General features: G+C 67.3%; 17 protein-coding genes. 14 read left to right on the top strand and 3 right to left on the bottom strand.

Going from position 1 to position 18,565, the window contains the following annotated elements; genetic code table 11:
* Positions 1-89 precede the first annotated feature (89 nt).
* The 9 genes from MHZ91_RS01955 to MHZ91_RS01915 all read left to right on the top strand — a co-directional run bounded on the left by MHZ91_RS01955 (position 90) and on the right by MHZ91_RS01915 (position 8,928).
* The gene (locus MHZ91_RS01955) at positions 90-2,621 is read left to right on the top strand and encodes an ABC transporter permease (RefSeq protein ID WP_239212083.1); all 2,532 of its coding nucleotides are present in this window, start codon (positions 90-92) and stop codon (positions 2,619-2,621) included.
* Positions 2,621-3,043, top strand: coding sequence for a group II truncated hemoglobin (locus tag MHZ91_RS01950; RefSeq protein ID WP_082578979.1), 423 nt, complete (start codon positions 2,621-2,623; stop codon positions 3,041-3,043). Before MHZ91_RS01955 ends, MHZ91_RS01950 begins: the two co-directional genes overlap by 1 nt.
* The gene (locus MHZ91_RS01945; protein ID WP_175138746.1) at positions 3,033-3,764 is read left to right on the top strand and encodes a 3-deoxy-D-manno-octulosonic acid kinase; all 732 of its coding nucleotides are present in this window, start codon (positions 3,033-3,035) and stop codon (positions 3,762-3,764) included. Before MHZ91_RS01950 ends, MHZ91_RS01945 begins: the two co-directional genes overlap by 11 nt.
* A gap of 145 nt (positions 3,765-3,909) precedes the next feature.
* Positions 3,910-5,013 carry a polyamine ABC transporter substrate-binding protein gene (locus MHZ91_RS01940; RefSeq protein WP_175184402.1) on the top strand — a complete coding sequence of 368 codons (1,104 nt, stop codon included), beginning with the start codon at positions 3,910-3,912 and terminating at the stop codon, positions 5,011-5,013.
* Between the two features lie 5 nt (positions 5,014-5,018).
* A complete protein-coding gene (locus tag MHZ91_RS01935; RefSeq protein ID WP_175138744.1) occupies positions 5,019-6,146 on the top strand; it encodes an ABC transporter ATP-binding protein in 1,128 nt (375 codons plus the stop codon).
* Positions 6,143-7,054, top strand: a complete 912-nt coding sequence (locus MHZ91_RS01930; protein ID WP_175125746.1) for an ABC transporter permease subunit — start codon at positions 6,143-6,145, stop codon at positions 7,052-7,054. Before MHZ91_RS01935 ends, MHZ91_RS01930 begins: the two co-directional genes overlap by 4 nt.
* Positions 7,051-7,860, top strand: coding sequence for an ABC transporter permease subunit (locus MHZ91_RS01925; protein WP_056567137.1), 810 nt, complete (start codon positions 7,051-7,053; stop codon positions 7,858-7,860). Before MHZ91_RS01930 ends, MHZ91_RS01925 begins: the two co-directional genes overlap by 4 nt.
* Positions 7,857-8,213 (top strand): Spx/MgsR family RNA polymerase-binding regulatory protein, encoded by a 357-nt coding sequence (locus tag MHZ91_RS01920; protein ID WP_239212072.1) that lies wholly within the window; start codon positions 7,857-7,859, stop codon positions 8,211-8,213. Before MHZ91_RS01925 ends, MHZ91_RS01920 begins: the two co-directional genes overlap by 4 nt.
* Before the next feature lie 25 nt (positions 8,214-8,238).
* The gene (locus MHZ91_RS01915; RefSeq protein ID WP_239212070.1) at positions 8,239-8,928 is read left to right on the top strand and encodes a DNA-3-methyladenine glycosylase; all 690 of its coding nucleotides are present in this window, start codon (positions 8,239-8,241) and stop codon (positions 8,926-8,928) included.
* Here MHZ91_RS01915 and MHZ91_RS01910 read toward each other — a convergent pair.
* Positions 8,925-9,623, bottom strand: a complete 699-nt coding sequence (locus MHZ91_RS01910; protein WP_239212068.1) for a PhoP regulatory network YrbL family protein — start codon at positions 9,621-9,623, stop codon at positions 8,925-8,927. The genes MHZ91_RS01915 and MHZ91_RS01910 overlap by 4 nt on opposite strands.
* Before the next feature lie 132 nt (positions 9,624-9,755).
* Between MHZ91_RS01910 and rmuC the strand changes: the two genes are divergently transcribed.
* The 5 genes from rmuC to phoU all read left to right on the top strand — a co-directional run bounded on the left by rmuC (position 9,756) and on the right by phoU (position 16,108).
* Entirely contained in the window at positions 9,756-11,141 is a 1,386-nt protein-coding gene (gene rmuC / locus MHZ91_RS01905) for a DNA recombination protein RmuC (RefSeq protein ID WP_175125740.1), read from the top strand.
* A gap of 70 nt (positions 11,142-11,211) precedes the next feature.
* Positions 11,212-12,780: an amidase gene (locus MHZ91_RS01900; protein ID WP_239212066.1), complete on the top strand. Its 1,569-nt coding sequence runs from the start codon at positions 11,212-11,214 to the stop codon at positions 12,778-12,780.
* A gap of 50 nt (positions 12,781-12,830) precedes the next feature.
* Positions 12,831-14,495: an isovaleryl-CoA dehydrogenase gene (locus MHZ91_RS01895; protein WP_239212063.1), complete on the top strand. Its 1,665-nt coding sequence runs from the start codon at positions 12,831-12,833 to the stop codon at positions 14,493-14,495.
* 39 nt (positions 14,496-14,534) lie between these two features.
* A complete protein-coding gene (gene rpiA, locus MHZ91_RS01890; RefSeq protein ID WP_175138742.1) occupies positions 14,535-15,215 on the top strand; it encodes a ribose-5-phosphate isomerase RpiA in 681 nt (226 codons plus the stop codon).
* Positions 15,216-15,379: 164 nt separating this feature from the next.
* Positions 15,380-16,108, top strand: coding sequence for a phosphate signaling complex protein PhoU (phoU, locus tag MHZ91_RS01885; RefSeq protein WP_175138741.1), 729 nt, complete (start codon positions 15,380-15,382; stop codon positions 16,106-16,108).
* 21 nt (positions 16,109-16,129) lie between these two features.
* Here the strand turns inward: phoU and MHZ91_RS01880 are convergent, their stop codons facing one another.
* Positions 16,130-18,082 carry a phosphocholine-specific phospholipase C gene (locus tag MHZ91_RS01880; RefSeq protein ID WP_239212051.1) on the bottom strand — a complete coding sequence of 651 codons (1,953 nt, stop codon included), beginning with the start codon at positions 18,080-18,082 and terminating at the stop codon, positions 16,130-16,132.
* Positions 18,083-18,227: 145 nt separating this feature from the next.
* Complete coding sequence (locus MHZ91_RS01875) at positions 18,228-18,500, bottom strand: oxidative damage protection protein (protein ID WP_105238082.1); 273 nt, start codon at positions 18,498-18,500, stop codon at positions 18,228-18,230.
* Positions 18,501-18,565: the final 65 nt, after the last annotated feature.

Here is an 18,565-nt window from a genome sequence, read left to right as displayed (position 1 = left end):
ATTGGTTATCTTTATGGGCGGCTTTGCCTCCCGCCCCGGGATGATATCGGGATTCGGACGCCCTACAGGCGCTTAGTTAACATGGACGAATGATGGATTTCCCTGATATGTCACAGGCCAGGCGCCCTGGTTTCTGGTCAACCTTGCGCCTGGGCGCCCGGATGATGATGCGCGATGCGCGGGCCGGCGAGCTCCGTTTGCTGGTCCTGGCGCTGGTCGTGGCGGTGGCCGCCGTCACCAGTGTGGGCTTTCTGGCCGACCGCGTCGGCCGCGCGCTGGAACGCGACGCCGGCCAGATGCTGGGGGCCGATCTGGTGCTGGACGCCGACGAACCCGTACCCGCCGCCTTCAAGGATCAGGCGCGCGAGCGCGGCCTGACCGTTTCCGGCACGTGGCAGTTTCCCTCCATGGTGGGCGCCGGGGACGGCGCGCAGCTCGCGGCGTTGAAAGCGGTGGAGCCCGGCTATCCGCTGCGCGGGGCCTTGCGGGTGGCGGAGGCGCCGTTCGCACCCGACGCGCCCACGCGCGACATCCCGCCCGAAGGCGCGGTGTGGGTCGACGCGCAGTTGCTGGCGCTCTTGAACCTGAAGGTGGGCGATACGCTGAGCGTGGGCGACGCCCACATGCGCATCGACCGCGTCATCACCTATGAGCCGGACAAGGGCATGCAGTTTGTCAACGTCGCGCCGCGCGTGCTGCTGCGCGCCAGCGATCTGCCGGCCACGGGCCTCATCGCCCCGGGCAGCCGCATCGGCTATGCCATGCTGGTCGCCGGCCAGCCCGACGCCGTGGCTGGATATTCCGCCTGGCTGAACCAGAACCTGAAGCGCGGCCAGAAGATCGCCACCCTGGAATCGGGCCGCCCGGAAGTGCGCCGCACGCTGGACCGCGCGCAGCGTTTCCTGTCGCTGGTCGCGCTGCTGGCCGTGCTGATCTCGGCCGTGGCCGTGGCGCTGGCGGCGGGGCGTTACATGACGCGGCATCGTGATGGCATCGCGGTCATGCGCTGCCTGGGCGCCGTGCAATCGCAGGTCGCGCGCATGCTGACGCTGGAATTCACACTGGTCGGGCTGTTCTCGTCCGCCGCCGGCTGCCTGCTGGGGTTTGGTGTGCACCAGGTGCTCGTCATGCTGCTGGGCTCGCTGATCGACACGACCTTGCCGGCCCCGTCTGCCATTCCGGCGTTGCAGGGCGTCCTGACCGGATTGCTGCTGCTTCTGGGGTTCGCGCTGCCCGCGCTGGCGCAGTTGCGCCACGTGCCGCCCGCCCGCGTCCTGCGGCGTGATGCGGACACGATCAGCGCGCGCAGCGCGTTCGGCTACGTGCTGGGTGCGGCGGGTTTTGCGCTGCTGATCTGGTGGTTCGCGGGCGATGCCAAGCTGGGCGGCGTGGTGGCGGGCGGCTTTCTGGGCGCCTTTGGCGTGTTCGCGCTGGTCGCCTGGCTGTGCATCCTGGGCCTGGCGCGCGTGCGCCGGCTGGCCGCCGGCCTGCCCGCGCTGCGCTTTGCGCTGGCGGGCGTGGTGCGCCGCCGGGCCGCCACGATCACCCAGGTCTGCGCACTGGCGGTCGGCTTGATGGCGCTGCTGCTATTGACCATGACGCGCACCGATCTGATCCAGGGCTGGCAACGCACCATGCCGCCGGACGCGCCCAACCGCTTCCTGATCAACGTGCAGCCGGACCAGCGCCAGGCCGTGACCGACGCGCTGACGCGCGAAGGCCTGGGCCGCATTACGTTGTCGCCGATGGTCCGCGGGCGGCTGATTGCCGTCAACGGCAAGCCGGTGGGACCGGACGATTATGAAGAGCCGCGCGCCAAGCGCCTGGTGGACCGCGAATTCAACCTGTCCTATGGCGACGAGATGCCGTCGTCCAACCGCATCGAGCAGGGCCGTTGGCTGACGCCGGGTTCCGCGGAGGTCTCGCTGGAGGCCGGGCTGGCGCAGTCGCTGCGCATCGGGCTGGGCGACAAGATGACGTTCGACGTGGCCGGCCAGCAGGTCGAGGTGGCGGTGTCGAGCATCCGCCGGGTGGATTGGGATACGATGCGCGTCAATTTTTTCGCCATCCTGACCCCCGCCGCACTGGCCGACATGCCCCAGAGCTGGATCACGTCCTTCTACCTGCCGCCCGAAAAGGCGGCGGTGTTGCCCGCCCTGGTGCGGGAGTTTCCGAACCTGACGGTGTTCGACGTGGGCGCCATCCTGCAGCAGTTGCAGTCCGTGCTGAATGAAGTGGGCCGCGCCGTGCAGCTGCTGTTCTTGTTTACGCTTGCCGCCGGCGTGCTGGTGCTGTCCGCGGCGCTGACCGCCACGCGCGACGAGCGTATGCGCGAGGCGGCCGTGCTGCGCGCGCTGGGCGCCACGCGCCGTCAGCTTGCCCGTTCGCAGCGCATCGAGCTGTGGGCCGTGGGCGGGTTGGCAGGCTTTCTTGCGGCGGCCGGCGCGACCGCGATCGCTTGGGCTTTATCAACCCAGGTGTTCGACTTCACCATTACCCTCAGCCTCTGGCCGTGGCTGGCCGGCATCGGCACCGGCATGCTGGGCGCCTGGGCGGGCGGCGCGCTTGCCCTGCGCGGCGTCCTGCGCACGCCGCCGCTCGTCACCCTTCGAGAAACCTGATGACGTCCCGCGTCCACACCATTACAGAACCCGTGGAAAACTCCCGCACCATGTTTGACCTTCTTGGCGGCGAAGCCGGCGTGCGCGCCCTCGTCGACCGCTTCTATGACCTGATGGACATGGAGCCCGACCTCAAGGAACTGCGCGCCGCCCACGGCCCCAGCCTGGACGAGGCGCGCGACAAGCTCTTCTGGTTCCTCTGCGGCTATTTCGGCGGTCCGGACCACTACATCGAACGCTTCGGCCATCCCCGCCTGCGGGCGCGTCATCTGCCGTTCTCCATCGGCGAGGTCGAGCGCGACCAATGGGTGACCTGTATCGGCCGCGCAATGGAAGACGAGGGCATCGAGCCCGTCCTGGTCGAGCGTCTGCTCGAATCGTTCTACGGCGTGGCCGACTGGATGCGCAACCGTGAAGGCTGACGATCAATCCGGCGCGCGGCGCACCACCTGGGATGGCCCGCTGGCCGGCGCCATGCTCAGCGATGCCCGGCGCCTTGCCGACGCGGGCCCCGAAGTCTTCAACCCCGGTCACTATGGCGACCGGGCGCGGCCGGTGGACGCCGGCGGACGCCAGGCCGCGTGGTTCGTGGAGGGGCAGGGCTGGCAGGGTGTGCTGCGGCGCTACCGCCGCGGCGGCATGATCGCCCGCATCAGCCGCGACGCGTATCTGTGGAACGGCGAGTCGCGCACGCGCAGCTTTCGCGAATACCGGCTGCTGGCCGCCCTGCGCGCGCAAGGGCTGCCGGTGCCGGCGCCGCTGGCGGCCGCCTACTGGCGCCAGGGCCCCATCTACCGCGCCGCCATCGTGGTCGAGCGCATTCCCGGCGTGCGGCCCCTGGCGCAGGCGCTTTCCGAGCCCCTGTGGCAGCCGGTGGCCGATGCCATCGTGCGCATGCACCGGGCGGGCGTCTGGCATGCCGATCTGAACGCGTTCAACATCCTTATCGGCAACGATGGCCGGGTCTGGCTCATCGACTTTGACCGCGGCACGCAGGGCGGGCTGTCGGAGCGGCAGCGCCAGGCCAATCTCGACCGCCTGCGCCGGTCGCTGCGCAAGGTGGCCGGCGAGGCCGGCGACCGGTTCTGGATGCGCCTGCGCGACAGCTACTGGACGGCCTGGGGCATCGGAATCCAGCCCTGACCGTTGGCCCGCCCGCCGCGGCCCGCCAAGGCAGCAATTGCGCCAATTACCCCCCAAAGTTGGGCAGGTCATCGCAAAATGGCTTTATCATTTCGCCTTTTGGTACTCCTGTCATAAACGGCATAGAGCAAGGGGGCTGGACATAATGGAACTGAAGGCGGGAATGCGCTGGGCGCTCGGGGCGGTGCTGGTCGCGGCGGCCACGTCGGCTGCGATGGCGCAGAACAAGGTCGTCAACGTCTACAACTGGGCCGAATACACGGCCCCGGACACGATCCCGGGTTTTGAAAAGGAAACCGGCATCAAGGTCCGCTATGACGTGTACGACAGCAACGACGCATTGCAGGCCAAGCTGCTGGCCGGCAAGTCGGGTTACGACGTCGTTGTCCCGTCCACCCATTACGCCTCGCGCCAGATCGAAGCCGGCCTGTTCCAGAAGCTGGACAAGTCCAAGATCCCCAACTGGAAGTACCTGGATCCCGAAGTCATGGCGCTGGTCGCCACGGTCGATCCCGGCAACGAACACGCGATCCCGTGGGGCTACGGCACCAATGGCCTGGGCTACAACGTCACCAAGGTCAAGCAGATCATGGGCGACGACGTGGACCTGGCCAGCTGGGACATGATCTTCAAGCCCGAGAACGCCGCCAAGCTGAAGGAATGCGGCATCTCCATGCTGGACGAAGCCGCGCAGGTGTTCCCGGCCGTGCTCAAGTACCTGGGCAAGGACCCCAACAGCACCAACAGCGCCGACTACCAGGCCGCGATGGAAGTGCTGAAGAAGATCCGTCCGTACATCCGCCAGTTCAGCTCGTCGGGCTACATCGACGAACTGGCCGTGGGCGACCTGTGCATGGTTTACGGTTTCTCCGGCGACGTGATGATTGCCCGCAAGCGCGCGCAGGACGCCAAGAAGCCTTATGAAGTGAACTACTTCATTCCGAAGGGCGGCGCGCCGGCGTGGTTCGACCTGATGGTCATCCCCAAGGATGCGCCGCATCCCGAAGAGGCCCACGCGTTCATCAACTACATCGAAACGCCGAAGGTCCACGCAGCCATCACCAACACCATGTTCTACCCGAACGCCAACAAGGAAGCGCGGCAGTTCGTGAACAAGGATGTGGCTGAAAATCCCATGATCTACCCGCCCGCCGAGGTCTCCAAGACCCTGTACGTGATCAAGGCGTTGCCCTTGAACATTTCACGGCTGCAGAACAAGTTGTGGTCCGAGCTGAAGTTGGGAAATTAGTCATCATGAACGATAGCCGTTACTCGGCGCAGCACGCGGCGGACCCGGACGAGTTCGTCCGGGTCTCCGATGTGGTAAAGATCTTTGGCGATGTGGTTGCCGTGCGTTCGGTCAACCTGTCCGTCAAGCGAAACGAAATCTTCGCGCTGCTGGGCAGCTCGGGCAGCGGCAAGTCCACCTTGCTGCGCATGCTGGCGGGCTTCGAGGAAGTGACTTCGGGCCAGATCCTGCTGGACGGCGAGGACATCACCAGCGTGCCGCCGTACCGCCGGCCCGTGAACATGATGTTCCAGTCGTACGCGCTGTTCCCGCACATGACGGTCGAGGCCAACGTGGCCTTCGGCCTGAAGCAGGAAGGCGTGGACCGCGCCGAAATCCATGACCGCGTGTTCGAGGCGCTGGACCTGGTGCAGATGGCGGGCTATTCGCGCCGCAAGCCCAACCAGCTTTCGGGCGGGCAGCAGCAGCGCGTGGCGCTGGCGCGCAGCCTGGTCAAGCGTCCCAAGCTGCTTTTGCTTGACGAACCCATGTCGGCGCTGGACAAGCAGATCCGCCAGAAGACGCAGATCGAACTCGTGAAGATCCTGGAACAGGTCGGCGTGACCTGCATCATGGTCACCCACGACCAGGAAGAAGCCATGACCATGGCGCACCGCCTGGCCGTCATGACCGAAGGCCAGATCGTCCAGTGCGGCACGCCGCAGGACGTGTATGCCTTCCCGAACTCGCGCTTTGTCGCCAGCTTCATCGGGTCGACCAACATGTTCACGGGCACCATCGTCGTCGACGAGCCCGATCATGTGGCCATTGAATGCGACGAACTGACCCGTCCGCTCTTCGTGAACCACGGGGTCAGCGAACCCCTGGGCATGGAAGTGCACGTCTCCATCCGGCCCGAGCGCCTGCTGGTCTCGCGTGAACAACCGGACGGCGAATACAACTGGGCCCACGGCATGGTCAGCCACATGGCCTGGATGGGCAGCTATGCCCTCTATCAGATCCGCCTGGACTCCGGCAAGACGGTCGAGGCCAGCGTGCCCAGCCGCCTGTTGGCCCAGATGGACGCGCCGGGCATCGACGAAGAAATCTTCGTGAGCTGGGACGCCGACAGCGCGACGGTGCTTGCGTCATGATCCGCTTTTCGCCCCGCGAGTGGCTCCCGTCGGGCAGGGCGCTGGCGGTGGTGCCGCCGTTCGCCTGGCTGGTGCTGTTTCTGCTGCTGCCGTTCCTCCTGGTGCTGAAGATCAGCTTTGCCGAGATGAAGTTCGGCATTCCGCCGTACACGTCGCTGGCGCAGTTTCAGGACGAGGCGATCCAGTTCAGCCTGCACCTGCGCGGCTACATCCTGCTGTTCACGGAAAACCAGTATTTCCGCACGTACCTCAGCTCGGTGAAGATCGCCGGCATCACCACGCTCGTCTGCGTGCTGATGGGTTACCCCATTGCGTACTACATCGCCCGGTCGTCGGCGCGCGTGCGCAACCTGCTGCTGCTGGCGGTGATCCTGCCGTTCTGGACGTCGCTGCTTTTGCGCGTGTATGCCTGGGTGGGCATCCTGCGCAACGATGGCCTGTTGAACAACCTGCTGCAGGGCCTGGGCCTGATCTCCAGTCCGCTCGAGATCTACCGCACCGACCTGGCCGTGTACATCGGCATGGTCTATGCCTACCTGCCGTTCTTCATCCTGCCGCTGTACGCGACGCTGGTGAAGATGGACCTGCGCCTGCTCGAAGCCGCCTATGACCTGGGCGCCCGGCCGTGGCAGGCGTTCTGGCAGATCACGGTGCCGATGTCGCGCCAGGGCGTGATCGCGGGCGCGATGCTCGTGTTCATTCCGGCCGTCGGTGAATACGTGATCCCCGAAATGCTGGGCGGCGCGAACACGCTGATGATAGGCCGCGTGATGTGGAATGAATTCTTCAACAACGCCGACTGGCCGATGGCGTCGGCCGTGACGTGCGTGATGGTGTTGCTGCTGCTCGTGCCGTTGGTGTACTTCCAGTACAGCCAGGTCAAGCAGCAGGGCGGAGACCGCAAATGAACGGTCCGAACAAGACGCTGCGCGCCGTGGTGCTGGGGCTGGGCTACTTCTTTCTGTACGTGCCCATCCTCAGCCTGATGGTGTTTTCGTTCAACGAGTCGCCCTCGGTCACGTCGTGGACCGGGTTTTCGTTCCGCTGGTATCACTCGCTGGTCAATGACGACGCGCTGTTGCGCGCCGCCTGGCTGTCCTTCCGCATTGCCGTGCTGACGGCCACCGCGGCCGTCGTCATCGGCACCTGGGCGGGCTATGTGCTGGGACGCATGGGCCGGTTCCGCGGCTTTGCGCTGTACGTCGGCATGCTGAGCGCGCCGCTGGTGATTCCCGAAGTGGTGCTGGGCATCTCGCTGCTGCTGATGTTCGTCGAGGTGCGCGGTGCGCTGGGCTGGCCCGAGCAGAACGGCATGTTCACGATCTGGGTGGGGCACGTGACGCTGTGCATGGCGTTCGTGGCCGTCGTCATCCAGACCCGCATCCGCGACCTGGACCGCTCGCTGGAAGAAGCCGCGCTGGACCTGGGCGCCACGCCGATCACCGTGTTCTTCAAGATCACGCTGCCGCTGATTGCGCCGGCGCTGGCGTCGGCCTGGCTGCTGTCCTTCACGCTGTCGCTGGACGACGTCGTCATCGCGTCGTTCCTGTCCGGCCCCGGCTCCAGCACGCTGCCCATGGAGGTCTTCTCCCGGGTGCGGCTGGGCCTCAAGCCCGAGATCAACGCGCTGGCCACCCTGTTCATCCTGGCGGTGGGCACGTGCGTGATCCTCGCCAACCGCATGCAATGGCGCAAGGAGTCCGAATCCAAATGACGCAAACCACCCTGTATGGCCTGACCAAGTGCAGCACCTGCGTAAAGGCGCGCGACTGGCTGACCGAGCATGGCGTTGACCACGCCTTCGTCGATTACCGCGACGAGCCGGTGCCGGGCGCGACGCTCAAATCCTGGTCCGAGCAGGTCGGCGGTTGGGAAAAGCTGGTCAACCGCGCCTCCATGACGTGGCGCAACCTGCCCGAGGACCGCAAGACCGCCCATACCGACGCCCAGTGGACCAAGCTGATCGCCGAGTACCCGGCCCTGGTGCGCCGTCCGGTCACCGTCACGCCGGATGGCGAGGTGAGTGTTGGTTTCAGTGAAAAGCGCTACGGCGAACGTTTCGCCTGAGGCCCGCGGCGGGGCCGGACAGGCCTTGCCGGACGCCTTCTTTGACCGCGACGCGGCTCAGCTGGCGCGCGAGTTGCCCGGCAAGGTGATCCGCCACCGGGTCGGCGGCCTGTGGCTGTCGGCCCGCATCATCGAAACCGAGGCCTACTACCTGGAAGAGCGGGGCAGCCATGCCTCGCTGGGGTACACCCACAAGCGCCGTGCCCTGTTCATGGACGGCGGCACCATCTACATGTACTACGCCCGCGGGGGCGATTCGCTGAACTTCAGCGCGGGCGGCCCCGGCAATGCGGTGCTGATCAAATCGGCTTATCCGTGGACCGACGCGCTGTCCGGCCCCGAGTCGCTTGAACGGATGCGCGAACTGAACCCCGATGCGCAAGGCCGGCCCCGGGCGCTGGGCGCGCTTTGCGCGGGCCAGACGCTGCTGTGCCGGTCGCTCGGGTTGAAAGTGCCTGAATGGGACGCCCGCCGTTTCGATCCCGACGCCTTGTACGTGGAAGACGTGGGCGAGTCGCCGCCGTATCTCATCTGCACCACGCGGCTGGGCATTCCGGCGGGGCGCGACGAACACCTGAGCTACCGTTTCGTGGACCCGGCCTACGCCGCGTTCTGCACGCGTAACCCGCTGCGGCGCGGGCAGCGCGCGGGACAGGATTACGTATGGGTGGACCGGCAGGGCATCGTGCTGCCCGAGGCGCCGACCGGCGGCTAGATGCCGGCTTCGCGCATGCGCCGGGCCAGCGATTCGCGCAGTTCGGCGTACTTGCGCTGCAGGCGGCGGCGGTTCAGGCGCTTGCTCCACGCATACAGCGGTATCAGCGGCAGCACGCCGAAGCCGTCGATCAGGTACAGCCCCTTCTTGCCGTCGGCGTTCAGGCCGACCGCGATGTTGCTGGTCGACATGTCGTGCACCACGACGTGCGCATCGGCCAGGTCATCGAAGAACGCATCGAGCTGCGCTTTCAGCGCATCGTCGAGCAGGCCTTTCATGGCCAGATCGGTCACGGTCGGCGCCATGTTACCGGCTTCGTCGGTGATCTTTTCGACCACCAGCCCCAGGCCCAGCGAGGTCTGCGCCACCCCGACGATGCGCGCCATGGGCACCTGCCACACGCCGGACGGGCGCGTCGTGGTGGTGACGTATTCCGAGATCTCGTTCAGGTACACGCGGTAGGCGCTTTCGCGCTGATATTGCTTGTACCAGCGCTTGAACGGCCGTGCTTCCAGGTAGATTGCCCGCGCGCGCATGTCCATGACCTTGACGAGCAAAGCGGGGGAGTGCGGGTGCTGGAAAATGTGCCGGTCTCCGCCCGTGGCAAGCGGCGTTGCCGAATCCAGGTTCAGCGGTCCGAACACGGACTGGAATGAGACGGCAGGCGTGCAGGCGGAGCGGTCGGCGGAGTTCAAAGAAGCGAGGGGTATCCATGCAGATGGCCGCCAGTTTAATCCTCTTGCTCCCGCCGCGCCTTCACGCTGGCGGAGCAGGCTGGAAAGGGGGGCGGAATGGGACCTACAATTCGCGCTTTGGAGACGCCTTTCTTGAACGATATTCTGCTTTGGGTCGCCGCCGGCGGCGCCGTGCTGGCCTTCGTGGCCGCCGTGCTGGCCTGGCTGCGCCCGTCCGCCACCGATCCCCGGCTGGACGCCCTGCTGGAAGGACTGGAGCGCACCGAGCGCGCGCTGCGCGCCGACATCGCCGAAGGCCAGCGCGGCCTGCGCAGCGAGTTTTCCGAATCCACACGCGCGCTGCGGCAGGAACTGGCGCAGTCGCACGGGGATCTGCGTGCCGGCCTGTCGCGCGATGCGCAGGCCGCCCGGGCCGAATCCGCCGAATCGCTGTCGCGCTTTGCCGCCGGCTTCTCTGAACAATTGCAGGGCCTCATCCAGATCAACGAACGGCGCCTGATGGAAGTGCGCGCCACGGTGGATCAGCGCCTGCAATCGCTGCAGTCGGACAACAGCGCCAAGCTCGACGAAATGCGCCGCACCGTGGACGAGAAGCTGCATGCCACGCTGGAGCAGCGGCTGGGCGAGTCCTTCAAGCTGGTGTCCGACCGCCTGGAAGCCGTGCACAAGGGGCTGGGTGAAATGCAGGCGCTGGCCGCCGGAGTGGGCGACCTGAAGCGCGTGCTGACCAACGTAAAGTCCCGCGGGACGTGGGGCGAAGTGCAACTGGCGCGCCTGATCGAAGACAACATGACGCCCGATCAGTACGCCAGCAACGTCAAGCCGGTGCCGGGCAGCGACGCGGCCGTGGAATTTGCCATCCGGCTGCCGGGGCGTGGCGACGGCGGCGATCCGGTCTGGCTGCCGATCGACGCCAAGTTCCCCAAGGAAGAATACGAGCGCCTGATGGACGCGCAGGAAGCGGCCGACGCCGAGGGCGTCAAGGTGGCCGGGGCCGCACTGGGCCGCGCGGTCGAGGTCCAGGCGCGGCTGATTGCCGGCAAGTACATCGCGCCGCCCCACACGACCGACTTCGCCATCATGTTCCTGCCCACGGAAAGCCTGTATGCCGAGGTGCTGCGCCGCCCCGGCCTGCTGGACAAGCTGCACGACCTGCGCGTCAACGTGGCGGGCCCGAGCAATCTGGCCGCGCTGCTGAACAGCCTGCAGATGGGATTCCGGACGCTGGCGATCGAACAGCGTTCCTCCGAGGTGTGGCAGGTGCTGCGGGCCGTCAAGACCGAGTTCGGCAAGTTCGGCGAATCGCTGGCCAGCGTCAAGAAGACCCTGGACACCGCCAGCAACAAGATCGGCCAGACCGAGGTGCGCACCCGCGCCATGCTGCGCAACCTGAAGGGCGTTGAAGCGCTGCCGGAAGCCGATGCGCTGCGCCTGCTGGGCGGGGCGTCGGCGGACGCTGCCGATCCCGAGGACGACGACGCCGAGGAACCCCGCGCGCCGTCGGCCGGCGCCGTCTGAACAGGCAAGCTGGGGCACGTCCGTCGCCGGGCGCGCTTGTTGGCCGCCTTGACTGCCGATATCCTCATGCATGCGGCACTTCGCCGTCGATACCTGGAGCATCGTCAGCATGAGCATCGCCGAACGCCATGATTCCTCTTCTCTCGACGCGACGGCGCTGGGCGCCGACATCGCCCAAGGCGCCACCACCGCGCTGACCGCCATGCAGCAGGCGGTCGAGCGCGTCGCAGCGCGCAATCCGTCCATCAATGCCGCCTGCGGCGTGCAGGCCGAAGCCGGGCTGCGGCTGGCCCAGTCCCTGGACGAAGAACTGGCGTCGCTAACGTCCGAACAGCGCCTCGCGCTGCTGCGCGACCGGCCGTTCCTCGGCGTGCCGACGCTGCTCAAGGACCTCGCCACGGCGGCCATCGGCCTGCCCAGCGCAATGGGATCCGTACTGTATGGCCAGGTCACGTGGAACCTCGATGCGGACATCGTCAAACGTTACCGGCGCGCCGGGCTGATTCCGTTCGGCCGCACCACCAGCGCCGAGCTGGGCCTGAGCCCCACGACGGAGTCGCCCGTCTATGGCCCCGCCACGCAGAATCCCTGGAAAAAGGGCCACAGCGCGGGCGGCTCCAGCGGCGGCGCCGGGGCGGCGCTGGCCAGCGGCATGGTGCGCATCGCGCATGGCAGCGATGGCGGCGGCTCGATCCGCATCCCGGCGTCGTGCTGCGGCGTGCTGGGCCTGAAGCCTTCGCGCGGCCTCATGCCGCTCGGTCCGCTAAAAGGTGAAGGCTGGGGCGGCCTGGCCACCGAACACATGATGACTCTGTCCGTGCGCGACTGCGCGGCGGCGCTGGACATCAGCGCGGGCGCCGACGTGGGTGCGCCCTATGCCGCGCCCGTCCCGCCCGCGGCGTCCTATCGCGGGGTGGTGGCCCGGGTTGCCGCCGATCCGAGCGCGGCGCCGCGCCGGCGCATTGCCTTCATCAACACCACCTACGAAGGCGAGGCCATTCATCCGGATGTTGCCGCGACGCTGGACGAGGCGGCCCGGTTCTTTGCCTCGCTGGGGCATGAATTGGTGCAGGAGGCGCCGCCCGTCGGCTCCGAGGAAGTCCTGTCGCCGATGCTGCCGCTGATCGCCAGCGCGGCCGCCAACGCCATCGACAGCTTCGTGGCCGCGCGCGGCAGGCGCCTGGCCGCTGACGAACTGCAGCCCACCACGCTCGGCGCGCGTGAATATGCCCGCGCGATCTCCGGTGCGCAGTATGTGGCCTGCGTCGACACCTGCCACGAGATCACCCGCCGCATCGGGCGTTTCCTGCATCGGGATGGCGCCCAGGGCTATGACCTGTTCCTGAGTCCGGTGCTGGCGTTGCCGCCCGCGCCCATCGGCCGCTACGCCATGGACAACGCCGATTATCTGGCCTACCGTCTGGGCAAGAAGGGCGTCATCGGCTATTCGCCCTTCGCGCCGTTGGCGAACCTGACCGGCATGCCCGCTATCTCGATTCCGTTTGGCATGTCCGCGGACGGGCTGCCCATCGGCATCCAGGTGATGGGACCGCTGGGCGCCGAGGCGCAGCTGCTGGAACTGGCGGCGCAGGTCGAAGCGCTGCGGCCCTGGCCCTTGACCGCGCCCATGGCCGGGTAGCGGCTGCGGGCAACCCGCGCCGCCGCGGCCGTTCGAACCAGGGAGACTCCATGTCATCGTTCGCGACGCATACCGTGTTCAACCAGGTGCCGCCCCTGGAAGACTATTCCCTGTACGACACCGATCCGGCGCTGCGCGAGGCCGTGCGCCGCGAGGGCGCCGAAGCGTGGGCGGGCGACCTCGCCGCGCATGGCGCCTGGCTGGGCCGCGCGCAGACGCTGGCCGCGGGCGCCGAGGCCAACCGCTGTCCGCCACGTTTGGTCAGTTACGACCGGGCCGGCCATCGGGTGGACCGCATCGACTTTCACCCCGCCTGGAACGTGCTGATGAGCGGTATCATGGCGCGCGGCCTGCATAGCCGCGCGTGGATGCAGCCCGCGCCGGGCGCGCAGGTGGCGCGTGCCGCCGCCTACTTGATGCAGGGCCAGGTCGAGGCCGGCACGCTCTGTCCGACCACCATGACCTTTGCCGCCGTTCCGCTCTTGCAACGCGAGCCTGCCGGCGTCGTGGACTTTGCGGGCCAGTGGCTGCCTGCGCTCTACGCGCGGGATTTCGATGGCAGCGATGCGCCGCTCACCGCCAAGCGCAGCGCGCTGATCGGCATGGGCATGACCGAAAAGCAGGGCGGCTCGGATCTGCGCGCCGTTACCACCCGTGCCTCGCCGCTTGGCGCGCCGGGGCGCGGCGGCGCCTATCAGCTGGTCGGACACAAATGGTTCTTTTCGGTGCCGCAGGCCGACGCCCATCTGGTGCTGGCGCAGACCGATGAGGGGCTGAGCTGCTTTTTCGTCCCCCGCTGGATACCGGATGGCCCGCGCAATGCCGTGCGCGTGCGGCGTTTGAAGGACAAACTGGGCAACTGGAGCAATGCCAGTTCGGAAGTCGAATTCGAAGACGCCTGGGGCGTGATGGTCGGCGAACCCGGCCGCGGCCTGACCGTGCTGCTGGAAATGGCGGGCACCACGCGGCTCGATTGCGTGCTGGGCAGCGCGGCGCTGCTGCGCCAGGCGCTGGCGCAATCGGCGCATCATGCGCGGCATCGTCAGGCCTTTGGCAAACCGCTGATCGAACAGCCGCTGATGCGCAACGTGCTGGCCGACCTGGCGCTCGAAAGCGAAGCGGCCATGGTTCTGGCGCTGCGTCTGGCGCGGGCTGTTGACGAACGCAGCGACGCGGCCGCGCGCGCGCTGGTGCGTGTCGGCACGCCGGCCGCCAAGCTGTGGGTCTGCAAGCGCGCGGTCGCCGCCGTGGCCGAGTGCATGGAGGTCTGGGGCGGCAACGGCTACGTCGAAGAAGGGCCGATGCCGCGCCTGTACCGGGAAACGCCCGTCAATTCCATCTGGGAAGGTTCGGGCAACGTCATGGCGCTGGACGTGCTGCGGGCGCTGCAGCGCGAGCCCGACGCGCTGCCCGCGCTGGACGCGGAATTAGCCCGCGCCGCCGGCCAGCACCGGGAGTTCGACGCGGCGCTGGCGCGTTGGCGCGCGCTGCTGGCCGATGGCGAGCAGGCGCCATTCCAGGCGCGTCGCATCGCCGCCGGTCTGGCGCGCCTGTGGCAGGCCGCCTTGCTCATCGAGCACGCGCCCGGCGCGGTGGCGCAGGCCTTCGTCGGCAGCCGCCTGCAGGAAGCGTCAGGCATCTTTGGCGAATTGGCCGCCGGCGTCGACACGCAGGCCATCCTGTCGCGCGCCTGGCCCGCCATCGCCGCGTGCTAAATTTCCCGGCTCAAGCAACTTTTCCGCACTTCTACCGCCATGCTCTCCCAGCAAGAACTCAAGCAGCAAGCCGCCGACGCGGCCCTGGAATTCGTCGAACAGGTCGCCGGCCCTGACGTCATCATCGGCGTGGGCACCGGTTCCACCGCCGACCTGTTCATCGATGGCCTGGCGCGATTCAAGGGCCGCATCGGCGGAACGGTCGCCAGCTCCGAGCGCAGCGCGGCGCGCCTGGCCGGCCACGGCCTCAAAGTGCTGGACCTGAATGACGTCTCGACCATGCCCATCTACGTGGACGGCGCCGACGAGATCAATGCCGACCTGCACATGATCAAGGGCGGCGGCGGCGCGCTGACGCGCGAGAAGATCGTGGCCTCGGTGGCCGAGCGCTTCATCTGCATCGCCGACGAATCCAAGCTGGTCCAGACGATGGGCAAGTTCCCGCTGCCGCTCGAAGTCATCCCGATGGCGCGTGAATCCGTGGCCCGCGCACTGACCGCGCTGGGCGGCCAGCCCCGCCTGCGCGAGGGCTTCGTCACCGACAACGGCAACATCATCCTGGACGTGTCGGGTCTTTCCATCACTGACGCGCCCGCGTTCGAGGCCATCGTCAACAACCTGCCGGGCGTCGTGACCTGCGGCCTGTTCGCGCTGTCCGGCGCCGACGTGGCGCTGCTGGCCACCCAGAACGGCATCCGCCGCCTGGACCGCCGCGCCTGAGTCCGTTTGTGATGCGGGTCCCGCCGCTCCGTCTTGCGGGGCGCGAGGCCCGCATTCATAATCCTGTCACACTTGGGTCATAACCTTGCGGGTTGTGCAGGCCCATCTCGTAACCTCTCTACTTTCGGGGCAATGCAATGAGATCAACCACGCAGGGAGCCCGGATGACGGAGCATACAAACAAGCAGTTCGACGCCGATCTGGAAAGCGTCCGTTCGCAGTTCTTGCAAATGGGCGGCGTGGTGGAAGCCATGATCCAGGAAGCGATCGACGCGCTGGCCAGCGGCGACATGTCGCTGGTTGAAAAGGTTCGCGAGCGGGAAAAGGAAGTCAACCGCCACGAAGTCGAGATCGACGAAAGCATCAGCCGCATCCTGGCCCGGCACCAGCCCACCGCCATCGATCTGCGCATGCTGATGGCCGTGTCCAAGATGCTGACCGACATGGAACGTTCCGGCGACGAAGCCGAGAAGGTCGCCACCGTCGCCCGTCGTGTCCACGAAGGCGAACTGCGCCACATTCCGGTGATCGAATTGCGTCACATGGCCGCCAACGTGCGCAACATGCTGCACCAGGCGCTGGACGCGTTTGCCCGCCTCGACCCCATCCAGGCCGCCGCCGTCGTGCGCAGCGACAAGGAAGTCGACAAGGAATGGAAGGGCGCGCTGCGTCACCTGATCACGTACATGATCGAAGATCCGCGCACGATCTCACGCGCCATCGACATGATCTTCATCGCCCGCGCGCTTGAGCGCATCGGCGATCATGCCAAGAACATGTCCGAACGCGTGATCTACATGGTCAAGGGCGCCGACGTGCGCCACACCGGCGTGAAGAACACCGAGCGCCTGGCGCGCGGTGAAGAAGAAACCGAGGACACCTCGGAGCAGTAAACAGAAAGACCGGCTGCCGCTTCACAGCGGCAGCGCCGCTCCCTGGCACAGCCGGGGATCCGGCACCCCCGGCTTGCCCGCGTCGATGCGGCCCGCCAGCCGGCGTCCAAAGGCCGGCATCGCCGGCGCACCCACTTCCAGGTCATACCAGCCCTCGCAGCCGGCGTATTTAAGCTCGACCGCGCCGCCTGCGGGCACGTGGGCCATCGCGCGCCAGCCATCGTTCATGCGCGACTCCACCCTGACCGGCTGCGGCATGTCGCCGTGGTTCACGAGCCGCAGGCGCAGGCCCGAGGTCACGGGCACGAGCTGCGCTTCAAGCGTGCCCGCATCCTGCGCATCGCCGCGGAACGCCCGGTGAAAGCCATCCGGTCCCAACAGCCAGAGATCGTACGCGCCACCCGCGGCCAGCCTCCATCCGTCATCCAGACGCGCGCCGGCGCCCACCGTGTAGCGCCGGGGCGGATGCGCCAGCGCAAGGCGGTCGTAGACATGCAGCACGGCGCCCGCGCCGCCCGGGTTGCGCAGCGTCAGGCGGTAATGCTGGCCGTCGGCCGTGGTCTTGCCCACGGCTTCCAGCACATAGGGCAGAGGACATGCGTGGCGGTGGCTGTCGGGGTGATGCGAACATCTGTCGCCGGCAAAATCGAAGGCCGTCGTCAGGTCGCCCGCCACTGCGCGGCGCCAGGGGCTGATGTTGGGTTCGGCCACGCCAAAGCGCGTTTCCAGGAATCGGATGACCGACGTGTGGTCGAACACCTGCGAATTGACCCAGCCGCCGCGGCTCCAGGGCGAGACCACCAGCATCGGCACGCGCGGGCCCAGGCCGAAGGCGCGTCCGTACAGCCCGGCCGGATCGTCGGCCGTGGACGCGCTGGGACCACGGCGCGCGTCGTGGTATTCGCCGTCCAGTTCCACGGTGGACAGGCCGCCCGACTCGCCGTCCGGGTGGCGCGCCGGCGGGGCGGGCGGGGGCACGTGGTCGAAGAAGCAATCGTTTTCGTCGTAGGTGACGAACAGGACGCAACGGCTCCATGTGTCGGGATGCGCCGTCAAAATGTCCAGCACGCGCTCGGTGTAGGCGCCGCCCTGGCGAGGGGACGAGACCTCGGGATGTTCCGAATCCGCCGTGGGCGCGATGATCCACGACACGGCCGGCAGCGTGCCGTCCGCGACATCGCGCGCCAGATCGTCCAGCGTGCGCGTGGCCAGCGCGCGGTCGCGCAGCGGGGCGTTGCCCATGTTGCCCGCATGCTGTCGTCGGTACTGCTGAAAGCCCGCGAGCGGATTGTCGTTGTAGTTGTCCGCCATGTCCTGGTAGATGCACCAGGTCACGTCGGCGTCCTGCAGACGCTCGGGGTATGTGGTCCAGGAATAGCCTTCACCCGCCGGACCCAGCCGGTCGTAGGTGTTGACCAGCGCGGGGCCGCCGGCCGCGCCCTGCGGGTCGTTGGTGCCGGTCCACAGGAACAGCCGGTTGGGGTTGGTGCCGGCCTGGACCGAGCAGTGATAGGCATCGCACAACGTGAAGGCATTGGCCAGCGCGGTCTGAAACGGCACGTCGGCGCTGCGGTAGGCTCCCATGCCCAGCCGGGTCTTGGCGGACAGCCACTGATCCATGCGGCCGTCGTTCCAGGCGCGCTGCGAATCGTCCCAGGTGTGCGGCGTGATGTAGCCGACCGGCTTGTCGCTGGCGACCTCTGTCTGCAAGTCGTAGGGGCGGCAATGCGCGTTGCCATCGGTCTGCGTCAGCACCGTGCCCGCGCGCGTGGGCACGGGATGCGGATCGGCGAATCCGCGCACGCCGGGCAGCGTGCCGAAGTAATGGTCGAAGGACCGGTTCTCCTGCATCAGGATCACGACATGCCGCACATCCTGCAGCGTGCCGGTCTTGCGGTCGGGTTCGATCGCCAACGCGCGCGCAATGACAGGGGACGGGTCCGGGTGGAGGGGCGGGCGCGATTCTTCTTTCATGACAGCTTTAATACGGTCTGCAACCTTGAATCTTAAGGCCTTCGCCTGCACGCTGGCGGCGCGTATCGGCGCGCCGCAAAAACAAAGCCCCTCGCGTGCGAGGGGCTTTGCCGTGCCGCATGCCCAAAGGCGCGGCGGGGGCGGATCAGGCCGAGGGAGGAACGTAGCCGTCGGCTTCGACGCTGCCGTCTTCGAACAGGAAACGCTCCATCTGCTGCTGCAGGTATTTGCGTGCGCGGGCGTCGGCCAGGTTCAGGCGGTTTTCGTTCACCAGGCGGGTCTGCACGCCTTTCCAGTCTTCCCAGGCTTCCTTCGAAATGCTCTGCCAGATGCGGGTGCCGACTTCGCCGGGGTAGGGCGGGTAGTCCAGCCCTTCGGCTTCACGTTTCAGTTTCACACAGTTGACGATACGGGCCATGGTTCGCTGCCGGAAAAATGAATAACGCCACATTTTAGCGGGCTTGGCGTGCGTCGGGCGCCAAG

It is taken from the genome of Achromobacter sp. ACRQX (genome assembly GCF_022346505.1).
Taxonomy (GTDB): Bacteria; Pseudomonadota; Gammaproteobacteria; order Burkholderiales; family Burkholderiaceae_B; genus Achromobacter; species Achromobacter animicus.
The sequence above is the reverse complement of the archived record's forward strand: the minus strand, read 5'-3'. Positions and strand labels throughout refer to the sequence as shown.